Genomic DNA, 19,571 nt, shown 5'->3' on the forward strand with positions numbered 1-19,571 from the left:
TCCTCACAGTTCTCTCGCGAGGCGATGGACGAAGTCCACCGACTCGGTCGCTGACAGGCTGAGCCCTTCCAACCAGTCCAGGTGGGTCCGGTATTTCGACAACTGGGCCTCGCCGTGCAGGAAATCCGCTCCGTGGGCGCTGTCGACCTGGACGGTGTCGAGCTGAGGCACGGGGCCTTCGACGTAATTCAGTGTCTGGCCCGCGCCCGGAAAGCCTCCGGCCTCGAACGGAACGACTCTCACCGTCACGTTGTCGCGTTCCGCCATGGCGATCAGGTGCTCCAACTGCGCCCTGGCCACCTTGGAGCCTCCGAACCGCATGCGGAGTGCTGCCTCGTGTATCACCCCGGTGTACGTGGGGGCCTTGAGGCCGGTGAGGACCTGTTGCCGCTCCATCCGGTGGGCCAGTCGCAGGGCCACCTCCGATTCGGGCAGGGCGGGCACTGCGAAGCGGAAGATGGCGAGGGCGTGGTCGCTCGTCTGGAGAAGACCCGGGATGTGCACGGTGTTCGCGTACCGGATGCGGTGCGTGGAGGCTTCGAGCTCCGCGATGTCGAGGACGCTCGCGGGCATCGAGCCCCGGTACCGGTCCCACCACCCCTGCTGTCGCGGCCGGGCCATCTGGACCAGGGCGTCGACGTAGCGCTGGTCGGCGCAGTCGCAGTGACAGGCCAAGGCGCGGAGACGTTCCTCGCTGATGGTCCGGACGCCCTGCTCGATCGCCGAGACCTTCGAGCGGTCCACGCCCAGGAGCCCCGCCGCCGATTGGGCGCTCACGTCCGCCGCGACGCGCATCTTGCGGATCTCGGCACCCAGCCGCTTCTGACGTTCTGTGGGAGCTGTCCTCGGAGGCATGGGGGAAGTCTGCCGTGTCCTCGGTACGGCTACCACGGAAGGCAGTTGTCCGCCAAGCCAGTGGCACATAGGCCACCGCATCCCCTACGGTTGGTAACGCACCGCTCACGTAGGGGAGTTGAAGTGCATCGCCGCAGCATGCCTCGGCCTCCGGCGACGAGCCACGCTCCCCGACCGACCGCGTCGAGCCATCCGTGCGCGTCGAACTCACCGTCACCCAGAGCCATTCCGCCGTGCCGTACGAGGAGTCCGCGATGCTCAGCCTGTCCGCCCTGCCCTGCTTGACGATCCCGGCCGGGGGCACCGTCCCCGCCGGGCCGCCCGACCCACAGAACCTCTTCTGCAGCCTCACGCTCCCGGGGGCCCCGCACGCGGCCCGGATCGCCCGCGGGGCGGTGACGGTGGCCCTGCACACGCACGGCCTCGCGCCGCTCGCCGCCGCGACCGTCCAGGCCACCTCGGAGCTGGTGGCCGCCGCCGCGAAACTGAGCCCGGGGGAGGACCTGTACCTCTCGCTCCGCTACCGCACGGGGACGGTCCGCCTCACCGCCTTCGACGGGCAGGCGGCGCGGGCCCGCACCCCGCTCGCCGAAGCCCTCGACACCCGCCGCCGGGCGGCCCTCCGCTTCCTGGCCTGCCTGGTCCGGGAGTGCTCGGGCAGTTGGGGGTTCGAACCCTCCCGGGAACCGGGCGGCGGCACCCGTACCTGGGTCTGCCTCCCACACGAAGGCGCCGCCGACTACGGGGCGTTCGCGGCCGAACCCCGGGCGGGGCGGGGCCGGCGGGGCTAACCTCGCGCTCGGGGCGGGGGACGGGTGCGGGACCCGGCGCGCGGCCCGGACGGGCGGGGCGGGACGATGATGAGCAGGGGGCGGGCGGCCCTGGTCGTGGCGGTGGTGGTGCTCGCGGCGGCCCTGGCCGCGGTCGCGAGCCTGGCCGCGAACGCCGCCACCGGGGACGGGACCTGGCCCGGCCCGCTGGACCACGTGCGCACCCACGCCTGGGCGGTGCTCGCCGTGGTCACCGGGCTCGGGCTGCTCGCCGCCGGCTGGCTGGCCTGGCGACAGGAACGGCCCGCCGGCCCCGCCGGTGACCCGCCGCCCCCGCCCGCGCCCCGGGTCCCCGACTGGGTCGTGGACCGGGACGAGGCGAAGGCGGCCGTGGCCGCCGTCTGCGCCCGCCCGGCCCGGGGCGGTACCGCCGTCGGCATCACCACCTCCCTGGAGGGCGCGGGCGGCTTCGGCAAGACGGTCCTGGCCACGGCGGTCTGCGCCGATCCCCGGGTCCGTGCCCGGTTCCGGGGCCGCGTCCACTTCGTCACCGTCGGCCGGGACGTCCGGGGTAGGGCCGCCATCGCCGACAAGGTCGCCGAGGTCACCACCTTCATCACCGGGGACACCACCGCCTTCGAGGACCCCGACCTCGCCGGAGACCACCTCGGCCGCCTCCTGGACCAGCGCCCGCCCACCCTGCTCGTCCTCGACGACGTGTGGGAGGCCGAACAGCTCGCCCCGTTCCTGCGCGGCGGCCGCGACTGCGTCCGGCTGGTCACCACCCGGGTGCCCGGCGTGCTCCCCTCCGAGGCCGTCCGGGTCCGCGTCGACGAGATGAGCGAGGCGCAGGCCCGGGCCGTCCTCACCCACGGGCTGCCCGCGCTGCCCGCCGCGACCGAGGCAGGGCTGCTGCGCGCCACCGGCCGATGGGCGTTGCTGCTCCGCCTCACCAACCGGCTGGTGGCCGCCCTCGTCTCCACGGGCGAGGATCCGGCCACCGCCGCCGCCGAAGTCCTCCGCGTGCTGCGCGCCCGGGGCCCCGCCGCCGTGGACCCCGGGGCCGTCGCCGCCCCCGGCGCCCACCTCCCCCTCGACCTGGACAGCCCGGCCCGCCGCGCCCTCGCCGTCCGCGCCACGGTGGAGGCCGCCACCAGCCTGCTGCCCGCGCACGGCGACCGACGCCTCGCGGAACTGGCCGTGTTCGTCGAGGACGAGTCCCTGCCCGTCCCCCTGGTCGCCGAGCTCTGGGCGGCGACCGGCGGACTCACCGCCCTCGCCGCCCGGGACCTGTGCGCCCGGCTCGACCGGCTCTCCCTGATCTCCCTCGCTCCCGGTGACGGCGGCCGCATCACCCTCCACGACGTGCTCCGCGACTACCTCCGCGAGGAGCTCGGCGGGGAGGAACTCCAGCGCCTGCACGGGGTCCTGGCCGAGGCGGCGCTCCCCGAGCGCTGGTGGGAGGTCCGCGAGGGCTACGTCCTCGACCACCTCGTCGAACACCTGCTGGCCGCCGGACGGCAGGACCGCGCCGAAGAGATCGCCGGGGACGTCCGCTGGGTCGAGACCCGCCTCCACCAGCGCGGTCCCGCCGCCCCGTGGAGCGACCTCGCCCGGATCCCCACCCCGCTCGCCACCGCCCTCGCCCGCGACCTGCTGCGCGTCTCCCACTTGCTGACGCCCGTCGAACCCGCCGGCTCCCTCACCGTGATCCTGCACAGCCGGCTCGGTGGCATCCCGCACTGGGACCGCCAGATCGCCGCCCGCCGCGAGGACCCCGCCCTCCGTCCCCGACTCGTGGAACGCTGGCCGCTGCCCGACCTCCCCGACCCCTCCCTGCTGCGGACCGTCACCGGGCACGGCTCGTACGTCTCCGCCCTCGCCGTCACCTCCGACGGCACCCGGCTCGCCGTCGGGCACGCCGACGGCGAGGTCCGACTCTGGGACCTGGACACCGGCACCCCCACCGCCCGCCTCGGGCAGGGCCCGCACGCCGCACCCGTCCGCGCCCTCGCCCTGGCCCCGGACGGCAGTTGGGCCGCCGCCGTCAGGGGCGGCGGGGTGGACCGTTGGGAGCTGCCCTCCGGCCGACCCCTGCCCGCCCTGGACCGGAGCCCGGGCCCCTGCACCGCCCTCGCCGTCACCCCCGACGGACGCCGGCTCCTCACCGGACACGGCGGGGGCGCCGTCCACCTGTGGGACGCGACCACCGGCGAGGGCCTGCGCCGCTACTGGGGGCCCACGGCTTCCGTCCGCGCCGTCGCCGTGTCCGCGGACGGTCGCCGGGTCGCGGCGGGCGACGAGGCCCGCACGGCCCGGGTCTGGGAGTCGGACACCGGCCTCCAGGTGGGCGCCCGGATCCGCCACCGGGGCCGGGTCAACGCCCTCGCCCTGGACCGGGACGGCGCCCGCCTCGCCGCCGTCGACGACCGCGGCCACATCCAGGTCACCGCCACCGCCCCCGGCAACCCCCACGTCCTGCGGGCCGCCCCCGACCAGACCTACCCCGGCATCGGCGTCGGCATCGACCCCGCCGGACGCTGGTGCGTCAGCGCCGTCGAGGACGGCCGCGTGGACCTGTGGGACCTCGACACCGGCGCCCACCTCGGCGGCCTCCCCGGCATCGACATCAGCGCCACCGCGATGCTCCTCGGCCCCGACGGGACCTGGCTGGCCCGCGGCGACCTCGACGCGGTCCGGCTCATCGAGACGCCCCCCAGGCCCCCGCGCCCCGCCACGCCCGCCGCCGGCTTCATCCGCGGCCTGGAACTCTCCCCGGACGGCACCACCCTGCTCGCCCTCCGCTCCCGCCGCTCCATGGAACTGTGGTCCGCCGACGAGGGCACCCTGCTGCGGCAACTCACCGGACACGGCGCATGGTGGCGGGCCGCCGCCTTCGGCCCGGACGGCGACTGGCTCGCCGCCACCGTCGACGGGGACCGCGTCATCCACCTCTGGGACCTGTCCACCGGCACGGTCACCACCGGCCACCCCGTCACGCACTGGGTCGACGGCCTCGCCGTGTCCCCCGACGGCTCCCTGCTCCTCAGCCGCGGCTCGGACACCGCCGTTCGGCTCTGGGACCGCGCCACCGGCGCCGAGGTGCGCGCCCTGACCTTCGCCACCAAGCCCTACGCGATGGCCTTCGCCCCGGACGGCGCCGCCCTCGCCGTCGGCACCATGTCCGGACAGGTCGTCCTCGGCCCCGTACGGGCCGCCGACCCCCCACGGCTCCTCGGCTCCCACCACGGCATGGTGATGACCGCCGTGTGGTCCCCGCGCGGACTCCTCGCCACCGGAGGCCAGGACGGCACCGTCCGCCTGTGGGACCCCGACCGGCCCGACGCCGCCGCCGGAACCCTCACCGGACACACCGGACCGGTACCCGGCCTCGCCTTCTCCCCGGACGGCCGGCGCCTGGCCACCGCCGGCGAGGACGGCACCCTCCGCATCTGGCACACCGCCGACCTCCGCCCCGCCGTGGTCCTGCGCACCGGCGGCAGCCTGCACTCCTGCCACTGGACCCAGGGCGGCCGGTCCCTGGCCGTCGGAGGCCGGTACGGGCTGTACTCCTTCGAGTTCAGGCCCTGACGGCCCCCGGCTCCGATCCGTTCCGCCCGCGCCGTCACGGAACGGCGCCGGCCGCGCACCCGTGACCTTCGGCGTCAGCGTCCAGGGCCGAAAGTCCATCTGGGTGACGTTAAATGCGAATTGAGTGAAACCTTCCTCCTTGACCTAACGTCCTGGGAACTGGGTGACCGTCAAAGAGGGAGCGGGGAGCGGCATGTCGACGCAGAAGAAGTACCGGACGCACATAGCCGTGGTGGCCTCGGCCCTCGCGCTGACCGGGGCGGTGTGGGGCGCGGCCGTCCTCACCCGGGACGACGGCGGAACCCCGCTGGCGGCCGGCCCGGGCCCCCGGGGCGGGACCTCCGCGCAGCAGGACCCCGCGAACCCCGCGCCGGTGATCCCCGAGTCCATCGCCCACGACGCGGAGGCGGGCGGACGCACCGTCAACATCACCATCGACGACGGGCCGGACCCCCGCTGGACCCCCGAGGTCCTGGACCTGCTCAAGGAGAACGGGGTCAAGGCCGTGTTCTGCATGATCGGCCCGCAGGCCCGGGCCCACCCGGACCTGGTGAAGCGGGTGGTGGCCGAGGGGCACAAGCTCTGCGACCACACCATGACCCACGACACCGGCATGGACAAGAAGCCCGTCGCCTACCAGAAGCGGCAGATCCTCGACGCGAAGAAGCTCATCGAGGAGGCCGCGGGCGGCGCGAAGGTCGAGTACTACCGGGCGCCGGGCGGGGCCTTCACCCCGGACAGCCGGCGGATCGCCGCCGCCGCCGGGATGCGGCCGCTCGGCTGGAACGTCGACACCAAGGACTTCCAGAAGCCGGGGGCCGCGGCCATCGAGGCCACCGTCCGCAACGAGCTCGTCAACGGCCCCACGATCCTCTTCCACGACGGCGGCGGCGACCGCTCCCAGACCGTGGAGGCCCTGGAGCGGGTGCTGCCCTGGCTCAAGGAGCAGGGCCGGCCCACCGGCTTCCCCGTCCGCACCCGGCCCTGAGCGGCCCCGACCGGCCCCGACCGGTCGGGACACGCGGTCCGCGGCGCGAACGGGTGAGGATCGGACCGCGCGGGACCCCCGCGGTGTTCCCTGGTCGGGTCCACCCCCGTCCCCAGGGAGCCCCGCGTGACCATCGCCCCGCAGAACCTCTCCGACCCGGTCGTCGCCGCCTTCGTGGCCGCCGTCAACGCCCACGACCAGGAAGCGTTCTTCGCGCTGCTGACCCCGGACGCCACCATGTCCGACGACGGCACCGACCGGAACCTCACCGAATGGACCGACCGGGAGATGTTCTCCTCCCGCGGCCACATGGACGTGATCAAGGAGACGGACGGCGGCCGCTCCCTGGTCGCGAACTACCGCAACGACACCTGGGGCGAGATGCGCACCGCCTGGCGGTTCGAGATCACCCCCGAAGGCCGCGTCAGCCGCTTCGAGACCGGCCAGGGCTGAGCCTCCACGGCGGGCCGGTCCCACGGGCCGATCCCACGGCCGGTGGGACCGGCCCGTGGGACCGGCCCCGCGTCAGGCCCCCGCGTCAGGCCCCCGCGTCAGGCCCCCGCGTCAGGCCCCCGCGACCGCCTCGGCCGCGCGCAGCACCGCCGTCGTCAGCCGCTCGTTCTCGGTGGCCGAGCCGCCCGGGAAGAAGAACCGGCGCCGGGTGTAGGCATACGCCAGCCCGGTGGTCGGGTCCGCCCAGGAGTTCGCCCCGGCGGCCCCGCAGTGCCCGAAGGCGGCCGGACCCACCAGGGGCTGCAGCTCGAAGCCCAGCCCGAAGTGGTCGCTCTCCCCGGTGACCCGGTCCACGCCCGGGGTCAGCGGGCGCGCCAGCTCCGCCACCGTCTCCGGCTTCAGCAGGGGCGGCAGCCCGTCCACCCCGCCGACCGCCGCCGCGAACATCCGGGCCACCCCGCGCGCGGAGGCCGAACCGCCCGCCGAGGCCATCCCCGACTCGATCGTCCGCGGGGCGTTGCCGAACTCCACGAAGTCCATCGGCGGCTCCCGCAGCGCGTTGAAGGCCACCGGCAGCAGGCTGTCCGCGGGCAGCTCCTGGGCCGCCGCCTCCGCGAGCTGCTCGGGCGTCGGCAACTGCGGCAGCACGGGCGCCCACCGCTCCCGGTCCGGGTCACCGGCCGGCAGCCCCATCCGGAAGTCCAGCCCGTACGGGACGCGCAGCCGCTCCTCGAAGAGCTCCTGCACCGTCCGGCCGGTGGCCCGCAGCACCACCTCACCCGTCAGGGCGCCGATCACGAAGGCGTGGTAGCCGTACTCCGCCCCCGGCTCCCAGTACGGCTCGGCCGCCGCCAGCCGGGCCGCCACCAGCCGCTCGTCCGCCAGCTCATCGATCCCGAACCCGCCGGGCACGTTCACCAGGCCCGCGCGGTGCGCCAGCAGCTCCCGCAGCGTCAACCGCTCCTTGCCGCCGCCGGTGAACTCCGGCCAGTAGGAGGAGACCGTGCGGTCGAGGTCGAGCACGCCCTCCTGCACCAGCGAGGCCACCACCAGGTGCGCGGCGGCCTTGGTCACCGAATAGACCGGGCCCAGGGTGTCCGCGCCGGTGTGCTCCCCGCTCCACAGATCCACCGCCCGGCGCCCCTGGTGGTACACCGTCAGCTGGGCCTCAGGATGGTGCGGCTCCGCCGCGATCACGGCCTCCAGCTCGGCCCGGACGGCCTCCCAGCCCGGCGCGGTCTCCCCGTGCACCCGGTCCGCCCCGTCCGACCGCTCCCCGGTCGTCGTCTGCTCCGTCATCTCCACAACCCCCGTCGTGTGTGCCGCGCGTTCGCGTGCGGTCCGCCGGTCCCGGCGTGCGACCCGTGCCGCGCGCCGTCCGGCAGAGCCCACAACCCCCCTGCTCCGCACGGTATTCCGACCGCCGAGGCCCTCCTCGCCCCGTCCTCCGGCCAAACCCGCCCGCCCGGGCTCGTACGGGTGAAACCCCCGGCCGGGTCGTTCCGGCGCGCCGGGAGACCGCGTTGACCCCGGCATGAACCGCATCCGCACCGCCGCCTTCGCGGGCACGGCAGTCCTCCTGTCGGTCCTGGCCCCCGCCGCCCTCTCCCGGGCCGACGGCCCCTCCTCGGCCCGGCACCTCCAGGACCCGGCCGGCGGGAACAAGGCGATGAAGACGGCCTGGACCGGAGGGGACAAGCACAAGCTGAGCGGTCAGTTCCGGTTCCACCCGGGCATGGACTACAAGCTCAAGGACAAGCCCGGCCCCGCCGGCGCCCCCGAATGGGGTTCCAAGACCCCCGACCTGAACACCGTGGCCTACCGCCCCCGCATGGTGTTCTCCTACGAGATCGCCACCTCCACCCTGCTCCGCAAGGGCATCAGCGAGAAGAAGGGCAAGCACGCCGTCACCCTGCGCGCCGTGCTGCGCGACGCCCGCGGCAAGAGGATCGCGGCCGTGGACGAGGCCAAGGCCGACCGCCCCGCCGTCCTGGAGAAGGAGTTCCCGGTCGGCCGGAAGATCGCCTGCGACTCCGGGGTGTACACGGTCGCCTGGAGCATCTCCCGCACCGGACCGGCCGACACCGACCGCGCCACCGTGAAGGGCACCCTGGACTGGGACTCCTCCTGCAAGGAGTTCAAGGACTCGCTGAGCCACTGAGGTACGAGCCACTGAGGTACGGGCCCGCGACAGGGCCGTTCCCGCTGCCGCCCGTCGCACCTCGTGGGTGCCGTGCGGGCGGCGGGCCGGGCACCGGATGGGTGCCGTACGGCCGGGGCCGCGCCCGGATGGGACGCGGGCCGGGACCGGGCGGACGGGCCACCGGGTCCGGGAAGGGCGCCCGGAGCGCCCGAGGGTCAGGACCGCTCGGCGGCGTCCCGCGCCTGCTCGGCGATCTTCTCCAGCACACCGCGCGGACTACCGCCCGGCTCCACCGCCGAGCCGATGCTCCGCTTGATCACATTGCTCACCTGCAGCCAGGACGGCTTGTTCACCGGGTACAGCTGCGCCCCGTGCAGGGCCGTGAGGAACTGCTCGTGCCCGGCGTCCAGTCCGCCGCCCGCGGGGGTCCGCGAAGCGGTGATCGTGGAGGGCAGCAGGTGGTAACGACGGGCGAAGGTGCTCAGGTTGGCGTCCCGGTAGACGAAGTCGAGGAAAGCCCCGATCTCCTCGTCGTTGCCGTTCTCCTTGAAGGCCATCATCCAGTCGGCCACCCCCATGGTCGGGGGCACCTCGCCGGCCGGCAGCGCGTCCGACACCGGCATGGCCACCGTGCCCACCCGGATGCCCTTGTCCCGGGCCTCCCGCAGCAACGACGGATAGCCGTTGACCATGCCGACCTCACCGCGCAGGAAGGCCGCGAAGGCGTCCTGCCGGTTCAGCTTCGACGGCGGCACCGGACCGGTCAGCCCCGGGGCCACCAGCTCGTCCCGGATCCACTCCAGCGTCTCGACGTTGCGGTCCGAGGCCAGGCTGTAGCCGCCACTGGCGTCGGTGTACCCGCCGCCGTTGCTCAGCTCCCAGATCATCGCCTCGGCGTGCGCCTCCTCCGGACCCAGCGGCAGGGCGTACGGGGTCCGCACCCCGTCCTCCTTGAGGGCCTCGGCCGCCTTCTCCAGGTCCTTCCAGGTCTTCGGCGCGCTCAGTCCGGCCTCGTCGAAGAGGTCCTCGTTGTAGAAGAGCAGCCGGGTACTGGCGACGAAGGGCAGCCCGTAGAGCTTGTTGTCCACGGAGCCGGCCTCCACCAGCGGCGGCAGGAAGTTCGCCTCCGCCGACACCGAGAGGACGTCGCCCGCCTCGTACAGCAGCCCGTCGGCGGCGAAGTCCGAGTAGGCGCCCATCAGCGCCATGTCGGGGGCCTCGCCCTCCTCCACCATGCGCGTGACCTCGCGGTCCACATCGGCCCAGGGGTAGAGCTTCACCTCCACCCGCTTGCCGGGGTGGGCCTTCTCGTAGGCGGCCGTGATCCCGTCCCAGTAGCCCTTCGAGCTCGTCGCGGGGGAGTCCCCGTACTCGGCGGCCACCAGGGTCAGCGGACCGTCCCCGCCGGAACCGGCGGATCCGCACCCGGAGAGCGGGCCGAGAAGGACGAGCGCGGCCAGGGAGGCGGCGGCGCCGGAGTGTCTTCGTCGCACGTTCTTTCCTCTTGATCTTGTTTTGGTCACTGCGTCCGGAATTCTCGCCGCATTTCGGCCGGATGGGCCCTGGTGAACCCCAGTTATGGCCCTTGCTCCAACCGCCGCCTTTCCGTCTGGTGTCTTCCGATATGCCCGGGAGCGCGGGGACGCGCGTAGAACCGGCGGCGCCCGTGGGCCGGGCCCAGGGAGGCTCCGGAAACACGAACGGCCCCGCCGGAGCGGGGCCGTGAAAGGAGGGACGGGCGGGACGCCGGGGATCAGCCGGTGAACTCGCCCGCGTACGGGTCGGGCTCGCCGGTCTCCGGGTTGTGCCCGGTCTGCCAGCGGCGCTGGGCCTCCCGCCAGTGCACGAAACTCAGCGGTGCCCCGTCCCAGAAGGTCAGGCTCACCGGATTCACGTCGAATTCGTCCTCGAAGAGCCGGCGCAGGAACTCGGCCATTCCGTACGGATACACGGTGAACGGATCGGCGGTGTGCCGCCCGCACACCAGCACCGGCCACCGGTCCGGATCGGGATCCTCGGTGTGCCAGCACAGTATGTCCGCGCCCGCGGTGATGCCCCAGGCCAGGATGTGCTCCGGGTCGGTGTCGAAGGCGACCCGGCCGCCCTCCGCCGCCCAGGCGGCCCGGGCGTTGCCCGTCTCCTCCACCATGTCGGCCGGATCCCACTGCGGACCCGCGGTGGGCAGCGGCACCAGGATGCTGGCCTCGGCGTTGATCCGGCCCCCGCCGTAACGGGCCATGAAGGCCACGAAGTCGGCCGGGAAACGGGTGCTCCAGGCGGCCTCGGCGGCGGCCCAGTCCACGGACTCGTCCGCGCCGAAGGCGCTGGGCATGATCCGCTCCAGCGCGGTGATCTGCGCGTTCTCCACCATGTCGCCCCCCTGCCGCCGAGCCCAACCGCCCCAACCTACCCTGCCCGGGGACCTTGATCAGTCCGCGGTGACCCCGACCCGGGCGCCTTCGGCCACGCCCCAGCCCGCCAACGCCCCGGCCGCCGCCTCCAGGACGTACCGGGCCCGCGGTCGCGGCAGCCCCAGCCGCCCCGGCCGCATGGTCCGCACCGCCAGCACCCGCAGCTCCCGGTCCAGGTACGCCACGTCGATGGCGAACCGCATCCCGAAGGTGTGCACGCTCGCCGCCGGCACCAGCAACATGGCCCCCGCGATCCCGTCCCGCCCCAGCAGTCCCCGGGTCCGCGCCCGATACGAGGCCGCGATCTCCACCGGGATCCCCGCTCCCGCTCCCGCTCCGTCCGCCGGCGTCCGCACCGCCAGCACGCCCGTACCGTCCCGCCACCGTCCGCCCATGCCGCGCACCCTAGGACACCCGGCCGCCGACCGGACCCCCGCGGCCGGAACCGGCCCCGCACCGCACCGCGCCGCCCTCCGTTGGGCCCGGGGGCCCATGACCGGCACGGGCCCGGCTCCTAGGGTCGGCCCGTGGTCCTGCTCGTGATCGTCGTCCTCGCCACCGGGTACGGCACCGCCGCCGGGCTGCTTGTCCCGCACGCGGTGCACCGGCTCGCGGTGCCGCCCGGGGAGCCCTGGCGCTCCGTGGACCCCGGGGGCCGCCCGCTGACCGGCTGGCTCGCCCGGGCCCGCGGCTACGGTCCGCCCGCCGGGCGCACCGCCGCCTGCTGCGCCGCCGTCTGCGCCGCGCTCGCCGCCGCGGGCGGGGCCCGGCCCGAGGCGGCCGTCTTCGTCGCCCTCGCCCCGGTGGCGCTCGTCCTGGCCCTGGTGGACTTCGCCGTGCACCGGCTGCCCGACGTGCTCACCCTGCCCCTGGCCGGGGCCGTCACCGCCCTGCTCGGCGTCGCGGCCGCCCTGCCGGGCGCGGCCGGCCACTGGGACGGTGCCGCCCTCGGCGGCCTGGCCCTCGGCGGCGGGTACCTCCTGCTGTTCCTCGTCCACCCCGCCGGCATGGGTTTCGGAGACGTCAAGCTGGCGCTCGCCCTGGGGGTCGCTCTTGGGTGGTACGGGTGGGGGGTATGGCTGCTCGGAGCCTTCCTCGGCTTCCTCTACGGCAGCCTCTACGGCCTCGCCCTTGCGGTACGGGGCCGGGCGGGCCGGAAGACCGCCCTCCCCTTCGGCCCCTTCATGGCCGGTGGCACCCTCACCGCTCTGCTCCTGGGCGGCCTCGGAGCGTAATCCCCGCGCGCCGGTGCGCGCAGCACCCTTTATGAAGGGTTATGGTGGAACCCCCCCCTCGGGCCGGTCCGTATCCCCCCCACGGACCGGCCCGTTTTTCTTGTCCGGAACCCCTCCGGCCGGAACCCAGCGCTCCGCCGGACCTCCGGCCAAGCCGCGGGGCGGCCAGAACGAAGGGGCCCGCACCGTCCGGCGCATCCGCCGGACCGTACGGACCCCCGCCCGGGAAGCCCCGGAGCCTCAGCCCCGCTGGGCCCAGATGTTCGTGCCCGGGGTGGAGACCGCGAAGGAGTCGATCTCCGCCAGCTCCTCCGCCGACAGCGGCGCACCCGCCAGGGCGGCCACGTTCTCCTCCAGCTGCGCCACGCTGGACGCGCCGATCAGCGCCGAGGTCATCCGCTCGTCCCGCAGCACCCAGTTCAGGGCCAGCTGCGCCAGCGACTGCCCGCGCCGCTCGGCGATGCCGTTCAGCCCGTTCAGCCGGCGCATCACCTCGTCCGAGAGCAGGTCCGGGTTCAGGGACTTGCCCTGCGTGGCCCGCGACCCCTCCGGGATCCCCTTCAGGTACTTGCCGGTCAGCAGGCCCTGGGCCAGCGGCACGAAGGAGATGCAGCCCATGCCCGCCGCCTCCAGGGTGTCGAGCAGGCCGTCCTCCTCCGTCCAGCGGTTGATCATGGAGTAGGAGGGCTGGTGGATCAGCGGCCGCACCCCCATCTCCGTGAGGATCCGCGCCGCCTCCGCCGTCTGCTCGGCGTTGTAGGAGGAGACGCCCACGTACAGCGCCTTGCCCTGCCGCACCGCGGACGCCAGGGCGCCCATGGTCTCCTCCAGCGGGGTCTCCGGGTCGAAGCGGTGGCTGTAGAAGATGTCGACGTAGTCCACGCCCATCCGCTTCAGCGAGGCGTCCAGCGAACCGAGCAGGTACTTCCGGCTGCCCCACTCGCCGTACGGGCCGGGGTGCATCAGGTACCCGGCCTTCGTGGACAGCACCAGCTCCTCGCGGTGCGCCGCGAAGTCCTGTGCGAAGATCTTGCCGAAGTTCAGCTCCGCGGAGCCGGGCGGCGGACCGTAGTTGTTCGCCAGGTCGAAGTGGGTCACGCCCAGGTCGAAGGCCCGCCGCAGGATGGACCGCTGGGACTCCAGGGACTTGTCGTCACCGAAGTTGTGCCAGAGGCCCAGGGAGATCGCGGGGAGCTTGAGGCCGCTGCGGCCGGAGCGGCGGTACTCCATGGAGTCGTAGCGCGTGGCGTCCGCCCGATAGGGATTGTTATCAGTCACGTTGTCCTCCCTATCACGGACTTGTGACATCCCGGGTTGGGCCGGGCATCCGCGGGCGCAGTAATGTGGCGCAGTCGGGGGACGCTGTTCGCGGGGGCCATGCAGGAGGGGCTGGAAGATCGTGAAGCTGCGGGACCTGGTGTACAGGCTGTATGCGCGCCGGGTGGGAGGCCGCCTCGACCATGACGCGGTTCCCAAGCACATCGGAGTCATCCTCGACGGGAACCGGCGCTGGGCGAAGGCGTCCGGAGGCACCACCGAGCAGGGCCACCAGGCCGGCGCGGACAAGATCACCGAGCTGCTGGGCTGGTGCGCGCAGACGGACGTCGAGGTCGTCACGCTCTGGATGCTGTCCACGGACAACCTGGACCGCCCCGAGGTGGAGCTGCGCCCCCTCCTCAACATCATCGAGAACACCGTCCGCGGACTCGCGGCCGACGGCCGCTGGCGCGTGCACCACGTGGGCAATCTGGACATCCTGCCCGCGCAGACCCAGCGGGTCCTGAAGGAGGCCGAGGAGGACACCCGCGGCCGCCCCGGGATACTCGTCAACGTCGCCGTGGGCTACGGCGGCCGGCAGGAGATCGCCGACGCGGTCCGCTCCCTGCTCCACGAGCACGCCGCCAAGGGCACCTCCATCGAGGAGCTCGCGGAGATCCTGGACATCGACCACATCTCCGAGCACCTCTACACGCGCGGCCAGCCCGACCCGGACCTCGTCATCCGCACCAGCGGCGAGCAGCGCCTGTCCGGATTCATGCTGTGGCAGAGCGCACACTCCGAGTACTACTTCTGCGAGGTCTTCTGGCCCGCCTTCCGCAAGGTGGACTTCCTCCGGGCCCTGCGCGACTACGCCGCCCGGCACCGGCGGTACGGGGCCTGACACCCCTTCGGCGGGGCCCGACACGGCCCCGCCGACACCCCCTCGGCACACCCTCCCGACCCCCGCCGCCGGCGCGCCGGAGCGGCACGATCGCGTCGCGGGGCTTTCACCAGGGATTCACCGAGCGTCCGTCATATGCCAAGGCATGGCCTTGCGCGTTCGAGGGAATACCCCTGGCAGGTCGACTCCCGAACCACGGGTGTCGCATCTCAGCGGGCGGCACAGGCGCCGTCCGCCCGGGAGGCCCTTTGCAGCCAGGACGCACGTGCGGTTCGCACGGACGGAGTGGAGGGCCGGAATTCGGCCCGTGCAGGGAGCCGATGACCGGTCCGGTCTTCATGGCCCGACCTCTTCCGAGGGGGTACGTCCTTCCGTGGTGACCAGCACAAAGCGCCGCCTGCCCGACAGGCGGACCTACGTCCTCGACACCAGCGTCCTGCTGGCCGACCCCAACGCCTTCCGCCGCTTCGACGAGCACGAGGTCGTGCTCCCGATCGTGGTGATCACGGAGTTGGAGGCCAAGAGGCACCATCCCGAGCTCGGCTACTTCGCCCGGCAGGCCCTCCGGCTGCTGGACGACTTCCGGGTCCGGTACGGCCGCCTCGACGCCCCGCTCCCACTGGGCGAACTGGGCGGGACCCTGCGCGTCGAGCTCAACCACTCCGATCCGGGCATCCTGCCCGCGGGCTTCAGGCTCGGGGACAACGACTCGCGGATCCTCGCGGTCGCCCGCAACCTGCAGGCCGAGGGCTACGACGTCACGGTGGTCTCGAAGGACCTGCCGCTCCGCATCAAGGCCTCCTCCGTGGGGCTGCTCGCCGAGGAGTACCGCGCCGAGCTCGCCATCACCGACGCCGGCTGGACCGGCATGAGCGAGCTCTCCCTCTCCGGGGAACAGGTCGACCTCCTCTACTCCGAGGAGCGGCTGCACGTCCCCGAGGCCGCGGAACTGCCCGTGCACACCGGGCTCGTCCTCACCTCCGAACGCGGCAAGGCCCTGGGCCGGGTCACCGCCGGCGGGGACGTGCGGCTGGTCCGCGGCGACCGCGAGGCCTTCGGCCTGCACGGCCGCAGCGCCGAACAGCGCATCGCCCTCGACCTCCTGCTCGACCCGGAGGTCGGCATCGTCTCCCTGGGCGGCCGGGCCGGCACCGGCAAGTCCGCGCTGGCGCTGTGCGCCGGCCTGGAGGCCGTGCTGGAGCGCCGGCTCTACCAGAAGGTGATGGTCTTCCGGCCGCTGTACGCGGTGGGCGGCCAGGAGCTGGGGTACCTGCCGGGCACCGAGGCCGAGAAGATGGGCCCGTGGGCCCAGGCCGTGTTCGACACCCTCTCCGCGGTCTCCGGACGCGAGGTCATCGAGGAGGTGCTCAACCGCGGGATGCTGGAGGTGCTGCCGCTCACCCACATCCGCGGCCGCTCCCTCCACGACGCCTTCGTCATCGTGGACGAGGCCCAGTCCCTGGAACGGAACGTCCTGTTGACTGTTCTGTCCCGGATCGGGGCGAATTCGCGGGTGGTCCTGACCCACGACGTGGCCCAGCGGGACAATCTGCGCGTCGGCCGGTACGACGGGGTGGTGGCCGTCGTTGAGAAGCTGAAGGGTCATCCGCTCTTCGCGCACATGACCCTCACCCGCTCCGAGCGCTCCCCGATCGCCGCCCTGGTGACCGAGATGCTCGAATCCCTCTGACCGCCCTAACGGGTCGAAAGGGACAGTTCGTTGGGTGCCGTCCGGCAAAGGCGAAAAGCCTAGCCGGGCGGCACCGCCCTGTGCAGCGCTTCGCCCGTACCGGCAGGCGCTGCGGCGGTGTGACCTTTCACACGCAACTCCGGATTGCCTTGCGGCGTCGTCGTCCGGCAGAGTCTTGCTTCCGTCAGGCCCCGCATACGGCACACCTGTACCCGCGGGAGGCGATCCGTCTCCTGAAGGCGCAGTGCACGACGACAACTGAAGAACCGCCAGCCGTATGCCGCCCGAGTACCACGCGCCGCTCTCCGCAGGGGAGTTGCCGCCGGGCCCGCGTCTCCCGTGACCACAGCAGTGTCGGAGGCCAGCGCCAAGGGGCTCTCCCGCGTCCGTGAGGTCACCGCAGCGGACGCCGCTGGAAGGAAACCGTGTGAGCCGGATTTCGGTTCGGGGATTCGCCGTGGCCTCCGCCACTGCCGTCACCACCGTCGGCGCCGTCGTGGGAGTCGCCTCGGGCGACGCCGCGTCCACGAACGAGCTCGAGACGACCGCTGCCGGTACGACGCTCCTCACCGACATCCCGGTCGGCGAGCAGGCCGAGGTCCAGACCGCGTCCCTGACGCAGCAGGCCGACGCCTTCGCCTTCCAGGCCGAAGCCGACGCGAAGAAGGCCTCCGAGGAGACCGCGCGCCTGCAGGCCGCCAAGGACGCCCGCGCCAAGAAGGCCGCCGCCCAGGAGCTGGCCGAGAAGGCCGAGAAGGAGCGCAAGGAGAAGGAAGAGGCCGCGAGCCGTTCCGCCGCCCGCGACGCCTCCGACTTCGCGCCCCGCGCGTCCTACACCGTCTCCCAGGTGAAGTCCATCGCCCGGCAGATGGTGCCCTCCTCGCAGTTCCAGTGCTTCAGCAACATCGTGAACCACGAGTCCACCTGGAACTACCGCGCCGTCAACGCCTCCTCCGGCGCCTACGGTCTGGTGCAGGCCCTGCCCGGCGGCAAGATGGCCTCCGCGGGTGCCGACTGGCGCACCAACCCGGCCACCCAGATCAAGTGGGGCCTCAACTACATGAACGAGCGCTACGGCAGCCCCTGCGGCGCCTGGAGCTTCTGGCAGGCCAACCGCTGGTACTAGACCGGCGGCCGCACCGGCCCCAGCGGACGCCGCTTTTCCGCCGAGCCCCCCACCGTCATCCGGTGGGGGGCTCGGCGCGTGTACGGTCGGGCGTGGCGTGCGTACGGGGGACGGGGAAGGGAACGAAATGGCGAATGTGCCCGACAAGGTGACCGGCTGGCTCGGCCGCCTCGGCAAGGCCCTGCCCGAACGGCCGGACCGGGAGGCCCCCGAGCCGGACTACCTGCCGGTCGAGCGGCCGCGACCGCGCGGGCCCCGGCCCGAACCGGCCAGCGTGGTGCCCTGGGGCGTCCGGGTGGCCGCCGAGGTGAGCTGGCGGCTGCTGATGCTCGCCGCCCTGCTCTGGGTGCTGATGCGCGTCATCAGCGAGGTCCGGCTGGTCGTCCTCGCCTTCGCCGCCGCCATGCTGGTCACCGCCCTGCTCCAACCCTTCGTGGTGCGGCTGCGCCGGTACGGGCTGCCCCGCGGCCTGGCCACCGCGGTCACCGCCATCACCGGATTCGTGATCATCGGCCTGGTGGGCTGGTTCGTGGTCTGGCAGGTCATGGAGAACCTCGACGACCTCTCCGACCGACTCCGCGACGGCATCGACGAACTGAAGAGGGCCGCGCTCAACAGCCCCTTCCACGTCACCGAGAAGCAGATCAACGACATCGCGAAGAACCTCAGCGAGACCATCGGCACCAACACCCAGGAGATCACCTCGGCGGGACTCCAGGGCGTCACCGTCATGGTCGAGGTCCTCACCGGCATGCTGCTGGCGATGTTCTCCACCCTCTTCCTGCTCTACGACGGCAAGCGGATCTGGGAGTGGACCCTCGGCCTGGTGCCGGCGGCGGCCCGGGCCGGCGTGGCCGGTGCGGGACCGCGGGCCTGGCGGACCCTCACGGCCTACGTGCGGGGCACGGTCATCGTGGCCCTCATCGACGCTGTCTTCATCGGCCTCGGCATCTACTTCCTCGACGTGCCCATGGCCGTCCCCCTGGCCGTGTTCATCTTCCTGTTCGCCTTCATCCCGCTGGTCGGCGCGGTCGTGTCCGGGGCGCTCGCGGTGGTCGTGGCGCTGGTGACCCAAGGTTTGTTCACCGCCCTGATGGTGCTGCTGGTGGTGCTGGCGGTGCAACAGATCGAGGGGCACGTCCTCCAGCCCTTCATCCTCGGCCGCGCGGTGCGGGTGCACCCGCTCGCGGTGGTGCTTTCGGTGGCCGCCGGTGGGATGATCGCGGGCATCGGGGGCGCGGTCGTCGCGGTCCCGCTCGTGGCCGTCACCAACACCGTGGTGGTCTACCTGCGGGCGTACTCCCGTGAGGACGAGCTGCGGATCGGGCCGGGTCCCCACGGAGCCACCGCCCTGCCCGTGGCTCCCGGAGGCCAGGGGGAACCGAAGGGTGATCACGGAGCCTGAGTACGAGGGCGACGGCCGCTCCGAAGCGGGCCGGGAACCACTGACCGAGGAACCCCGACGGACCGGCCCCGGAGGGCGGGGCCGCTTCACGACCGGCGTCCTGGCCGGGGCCCTCGCCGCCTCCCTGCTGTGGGCGGGCGGGCTGTACGGCTTCACCGACCTGGGCCGCGCGGACCGGGCCCCGGAGGTCCGCTACGACGTCCAGGGGCGGCTCTGCCGGGTCTTCGAGCCGGCCGCCCTGCACACACTGCTGGGGCGCACGGCCGTGGAGGGCGTCAGCGAGGAGTTCCGGGGCGAGTCCTACGAGCGGCTGGGCTGTGCCCGGGGCGCGGTACGGAACGACACGGGGCCGGGCCGGCCCCGGTACACGCACCGGATCTGGCTCCAGGCCCGGCTGGAACGGCACCTGGCCGTCGACCCGGAGCCGGAGTTCGAGGCGCGGGCGCGGGCCGGGGACGCCCTGATGGTGGACCCCGAGGTGCGGCGGGTGCCGGGGCTGGGGGAGCGGGCGCTGTTCCTCCACGACGGGCACGCCGCCTGGACCCTGAAGGTGCTGGACGGCGGCGCGGTGTTCACGCTGACCGTCGAGGTGAGCGGCGGCTTCGACGAGAAGGACCCGGGGAACGTGCCCCGACCCACCGCGGTGGACGCCGACGCCCTACAGTCGGCGATGATCGAGGACGTGCGCGGCCTCATGACCAGGGCCGCGCGGAACGAACGAGATCCGCAGCGGGACTGACCCG

At 73.4% G+C, this 19,571-nt stretch carries 17 protein-coding genes; 11 read left to right on the forward strand and 6 right to left on the reverse strand.

The annotated features are described in order from the left end of the window. Window positions 1–3 precede the first annotated feature (3 nt). Window positions 4–855: a helix-turn-helix domain-containing protein gene (locus tag ABTZ17_RS05355; RefSeq protein ID WP_352194157.1), complete on the reverse strand. Its 852-nt coding sequence runs from the start codon at window positions 853–855 to the stop codon at window positions 4–6. Between the two features lie 194 nt (window positions 856–1,049). Here ABTZ17_RS05355 and ABTZ17_RS05360 point away from each other — a divergent pair, with 194 nt between their 5' ends. From ABTZ17_RS05360 to ABTZ17_RS05375, 4 genes are all read left to right on the forward strand, one after another. Then, window positions 1,050–1,646 carry an ATP-binding protein gene (locus ABTZ17_RS05360; protein WP_352194158.1) on the forward strand — a complete coding sequence of 199 codons (597 nt, stop codon included), beginning with the start codon at window positions 1,050–1,052 and terminating at the stop codon, window positions 1,644–1,646. A 66-nt stretch (window positions 1,647–1,712) separates the two neighbouring features. Continuing rightward, complete coding sequence (locus ABTZ17_RS05365; protein ID WP_352194159.1) at window positions 1,713–5,216, forward strand: NB-ARC domain-containing protein; 3,504 nt, start codon at window positions 1,713–1,715, stop codon at window positions 5,214–5,216. A 193-nt stretch (window positions 5,217–5,409) separates the two neighbouring features. After that, window positions 5,410–6,204 (forward strand): polysaccharide deacetylase family protein, encoded by a 795-nt coding sequence (locus ABTZ17_RS05370; protein WP_352194160.1) that lies wholly within the window; start codon window positions 5,410–5,412, stop codon window positions 6,202–6,204. Window positions 6,205–6,330: 126 nt separating this feature from the next. After that, on the forward strand, window positions 6,331–6,657 hold the full coding sequence (locus ABTZ17_RS05375; protein ID WP_352194161.1) for a nuclear transport factor 2 family protein: 327 nt from the start codon (window positions 6,331–6,333) through the stop codon (window positions 6,655–6,657). Window positions 6,658–6,768: 111 nt separating this feature from the next. On the opposite strand, the gene ABTZ17_RS05380 is transcribed toward ABTZ17_RS05375, so the two are convergent. After that, the gene (locus ABTZ17_RS05380) at window positions 6,769–7,956 is read right to left on the reverse strand and encodes a serine hydrolase domain-containing protein (RefSeq protein WP_352194162.1); all 1,188 of its coding nucleotides are present in this window, start codon (window positions 7,954–7,956) and stop codon (window positions 6,769–6,771) included. 235 nt (window positions 7,957–8,191) lie between these two features. On the opposite strand from ABTZ17_RS05380, the gene ABTZ17_RS05385 reads away from it, so the two are divergent. Next, window positions 8,192–8,818: a hypothetical protein gene (locus ABTZ17_RS05385; RefSeq protein WP_352194163.1), complete on the forward strand. Its 627-nt coding sequence runs from the start codon at window positions 8,192–8,194 to the stop codon at window positions 8,816–8,818. A 197-nt stretch (window positions 8,819–9,015) separates the two neighbouring features. On the opposite strand, the gene ABTZ17_RS05390 is transcribed toward ABTZ17_RS05385, so the two are convergent. From ABTZ17_RS05390 to ABTZ17_RS05400, 3 genes are all read right to left on the reverse strand, one after another. After that, the gene (locus tag ABTZ17_RS05390; protein ID WP_352194164.1) at window positions 9,016–10,293 is read right to left on the reverse strand and encodes an extracellular solute-binding protein; all 1,278 of its coding nucleotides are present in this window, start codon (window positions 10,291–10,293) and stop codon (window positions 9,016–9,018) included. 260 nt (window positions 10,294–10,553) lie between these two features. Beyond that, the gene (locus tag ABTZ17_RS05395; RefSeq protein WP_352194165.1) at window positions 10,554–11,171 is read right to left on the reverse strand and encodes an SMI1/KNR4 family protein; all 618 of its coding nucleotides are present in this window, start codon (window positions 11,169–11,171) and stop codon (window positions 10,554–10,556) included. Window positions 11,172–11,228: 57 nt separating this feature from the next. After that, window positions 11,229–11,606 carry a DUF192 domain-containing protein gene (locus ABTZ17_RS05400; RefSeq protein WP_352194166.1) on the reverse strand — a complete coding sequence of 126 codons (378 nt, stop codon included), beginning with the start codon at window positions 11,604–11,606 and terminating at the stop codon, window positions 11,229–11,231. Window positions 11,607–11,738: 132 nt separating this feature from the next. Between ABTZ17_RS05400 and ABTZ17_RS05405 the strand changes: the two genes are divergently transcribed. Further along, entirely contained in the window at window positions 11,739–12,446 is a 708-nt protein-coding gene (locus ABTZ17_RS05405; RefSeq protein ID WP_352194167.1) for a prepilin peptidase, read from the forward strand. Window positions 12,447–12,686: 240 nt separating this feature from the next. Here ABTZ17_RS05405 and mgrA read toward each other — a convergent pair whose 3' ends face one another. Beyond that, window positions 12,687–13,724 carry an L-glyceraldehyde 3-phosphate reductase gene (mgrA, locus tag ABTZ17_RS05410; RefSeq protein ID WP_352194168.1) on the reverse strand — a complete coding sequence of 346 codons (1,038 nt, stop codon included), beginning with the start codon at window positions 13,722–13,724 and terminating at the stop codon, window positions 12,687–12,689. 121 nt (window positions 13,725–13,845) lie between these two features. Here mgrA and ABTZ17_RS05415 point away from each other — a divergent pair, with 121 nt between their 5' ends. The 5 genes from ABTZ17_RS05415 (at window position 13,846) to ABTZ17_RS05435 (ending at window position 19,567) form a co-directional block, all read left to right on the forward strand. Continuing rightward, the gene (locus ABTZ17_RS05415) at window positions 13,846–14,607 is read left to right on the forward strand and encodes an isoprenyl transferase (protein WP_352194169.1); all 762 of its coding nucleotides are present in this window, start codon (window positions 13,846–13,848) and stop codon (window positions 14,605–14,607) included. A 373-nt stretch (window positions 14,608–14,980) separates the two neighbouring features. Then, window positions 14,981–16,297, forward strand: a complete 1,317-nt coding sequence (phoH2, locus tag ABTZ17_RS05420; protein ID WP_352194170.1) for an RNA 5'-3' helicase PhoH2 — start codon at window positions 14,981–14,983, stop codon at window positions 16,295–16,297. 427 nt (window positions 16,298–16,724) lie between these two features. Further along, window positions 16,725–17,423, forward strand: coding sequence for an aggregation-promoting factor C-terminal-like domain-containing protein (locus tag ABTZ17_RS05425; protein ID WP_352194171.1), 699 nt, complete (start codon window positions 16,725–16,727; stop codon window positions 17,421–17,423). A gap of 127 nt (window positions 17,424–17,550) precedes the next feature. Continuing rightward, window positions 17,551–18,828, forward strand: a complete 1,278-nt coding sequence (locus ABTZ17_RS05430; protein WP_352194172.1) for an AI-2E family transporter — start codon at window positions 17,551–17,553, stop codon at window positions 18,826–18,828. Continuing rightward, window positions 18,812–19,567 (forward strand): hypothetical protein, encoded by a 756-nt coding sequence (locus tag ABTZ17_RS05435; protein ID WP_352194173.1) that lies wholly within the window; start codon window positions 18,812–18,814, stop codon window positions 19,565–19,567. The genes ABTZ17_RS05430 and ABTZ17_RS05435 overlap by 17 nt, the downstream gene beginning before the upstream one ends. The last annotated feature ends 4 nt before the right edge of the window (window positions 19,568–19,571 follow it).

Origin of the sequence: Streptomyces sp. NPDC097619 (genome assembly GCF_040302735.1) — a bacterium.
Lineage (GTDB): Bacteria > Actinomycetota > Actinomycetes > Streptomycetales > Streptomycetaceae > Streptomyces.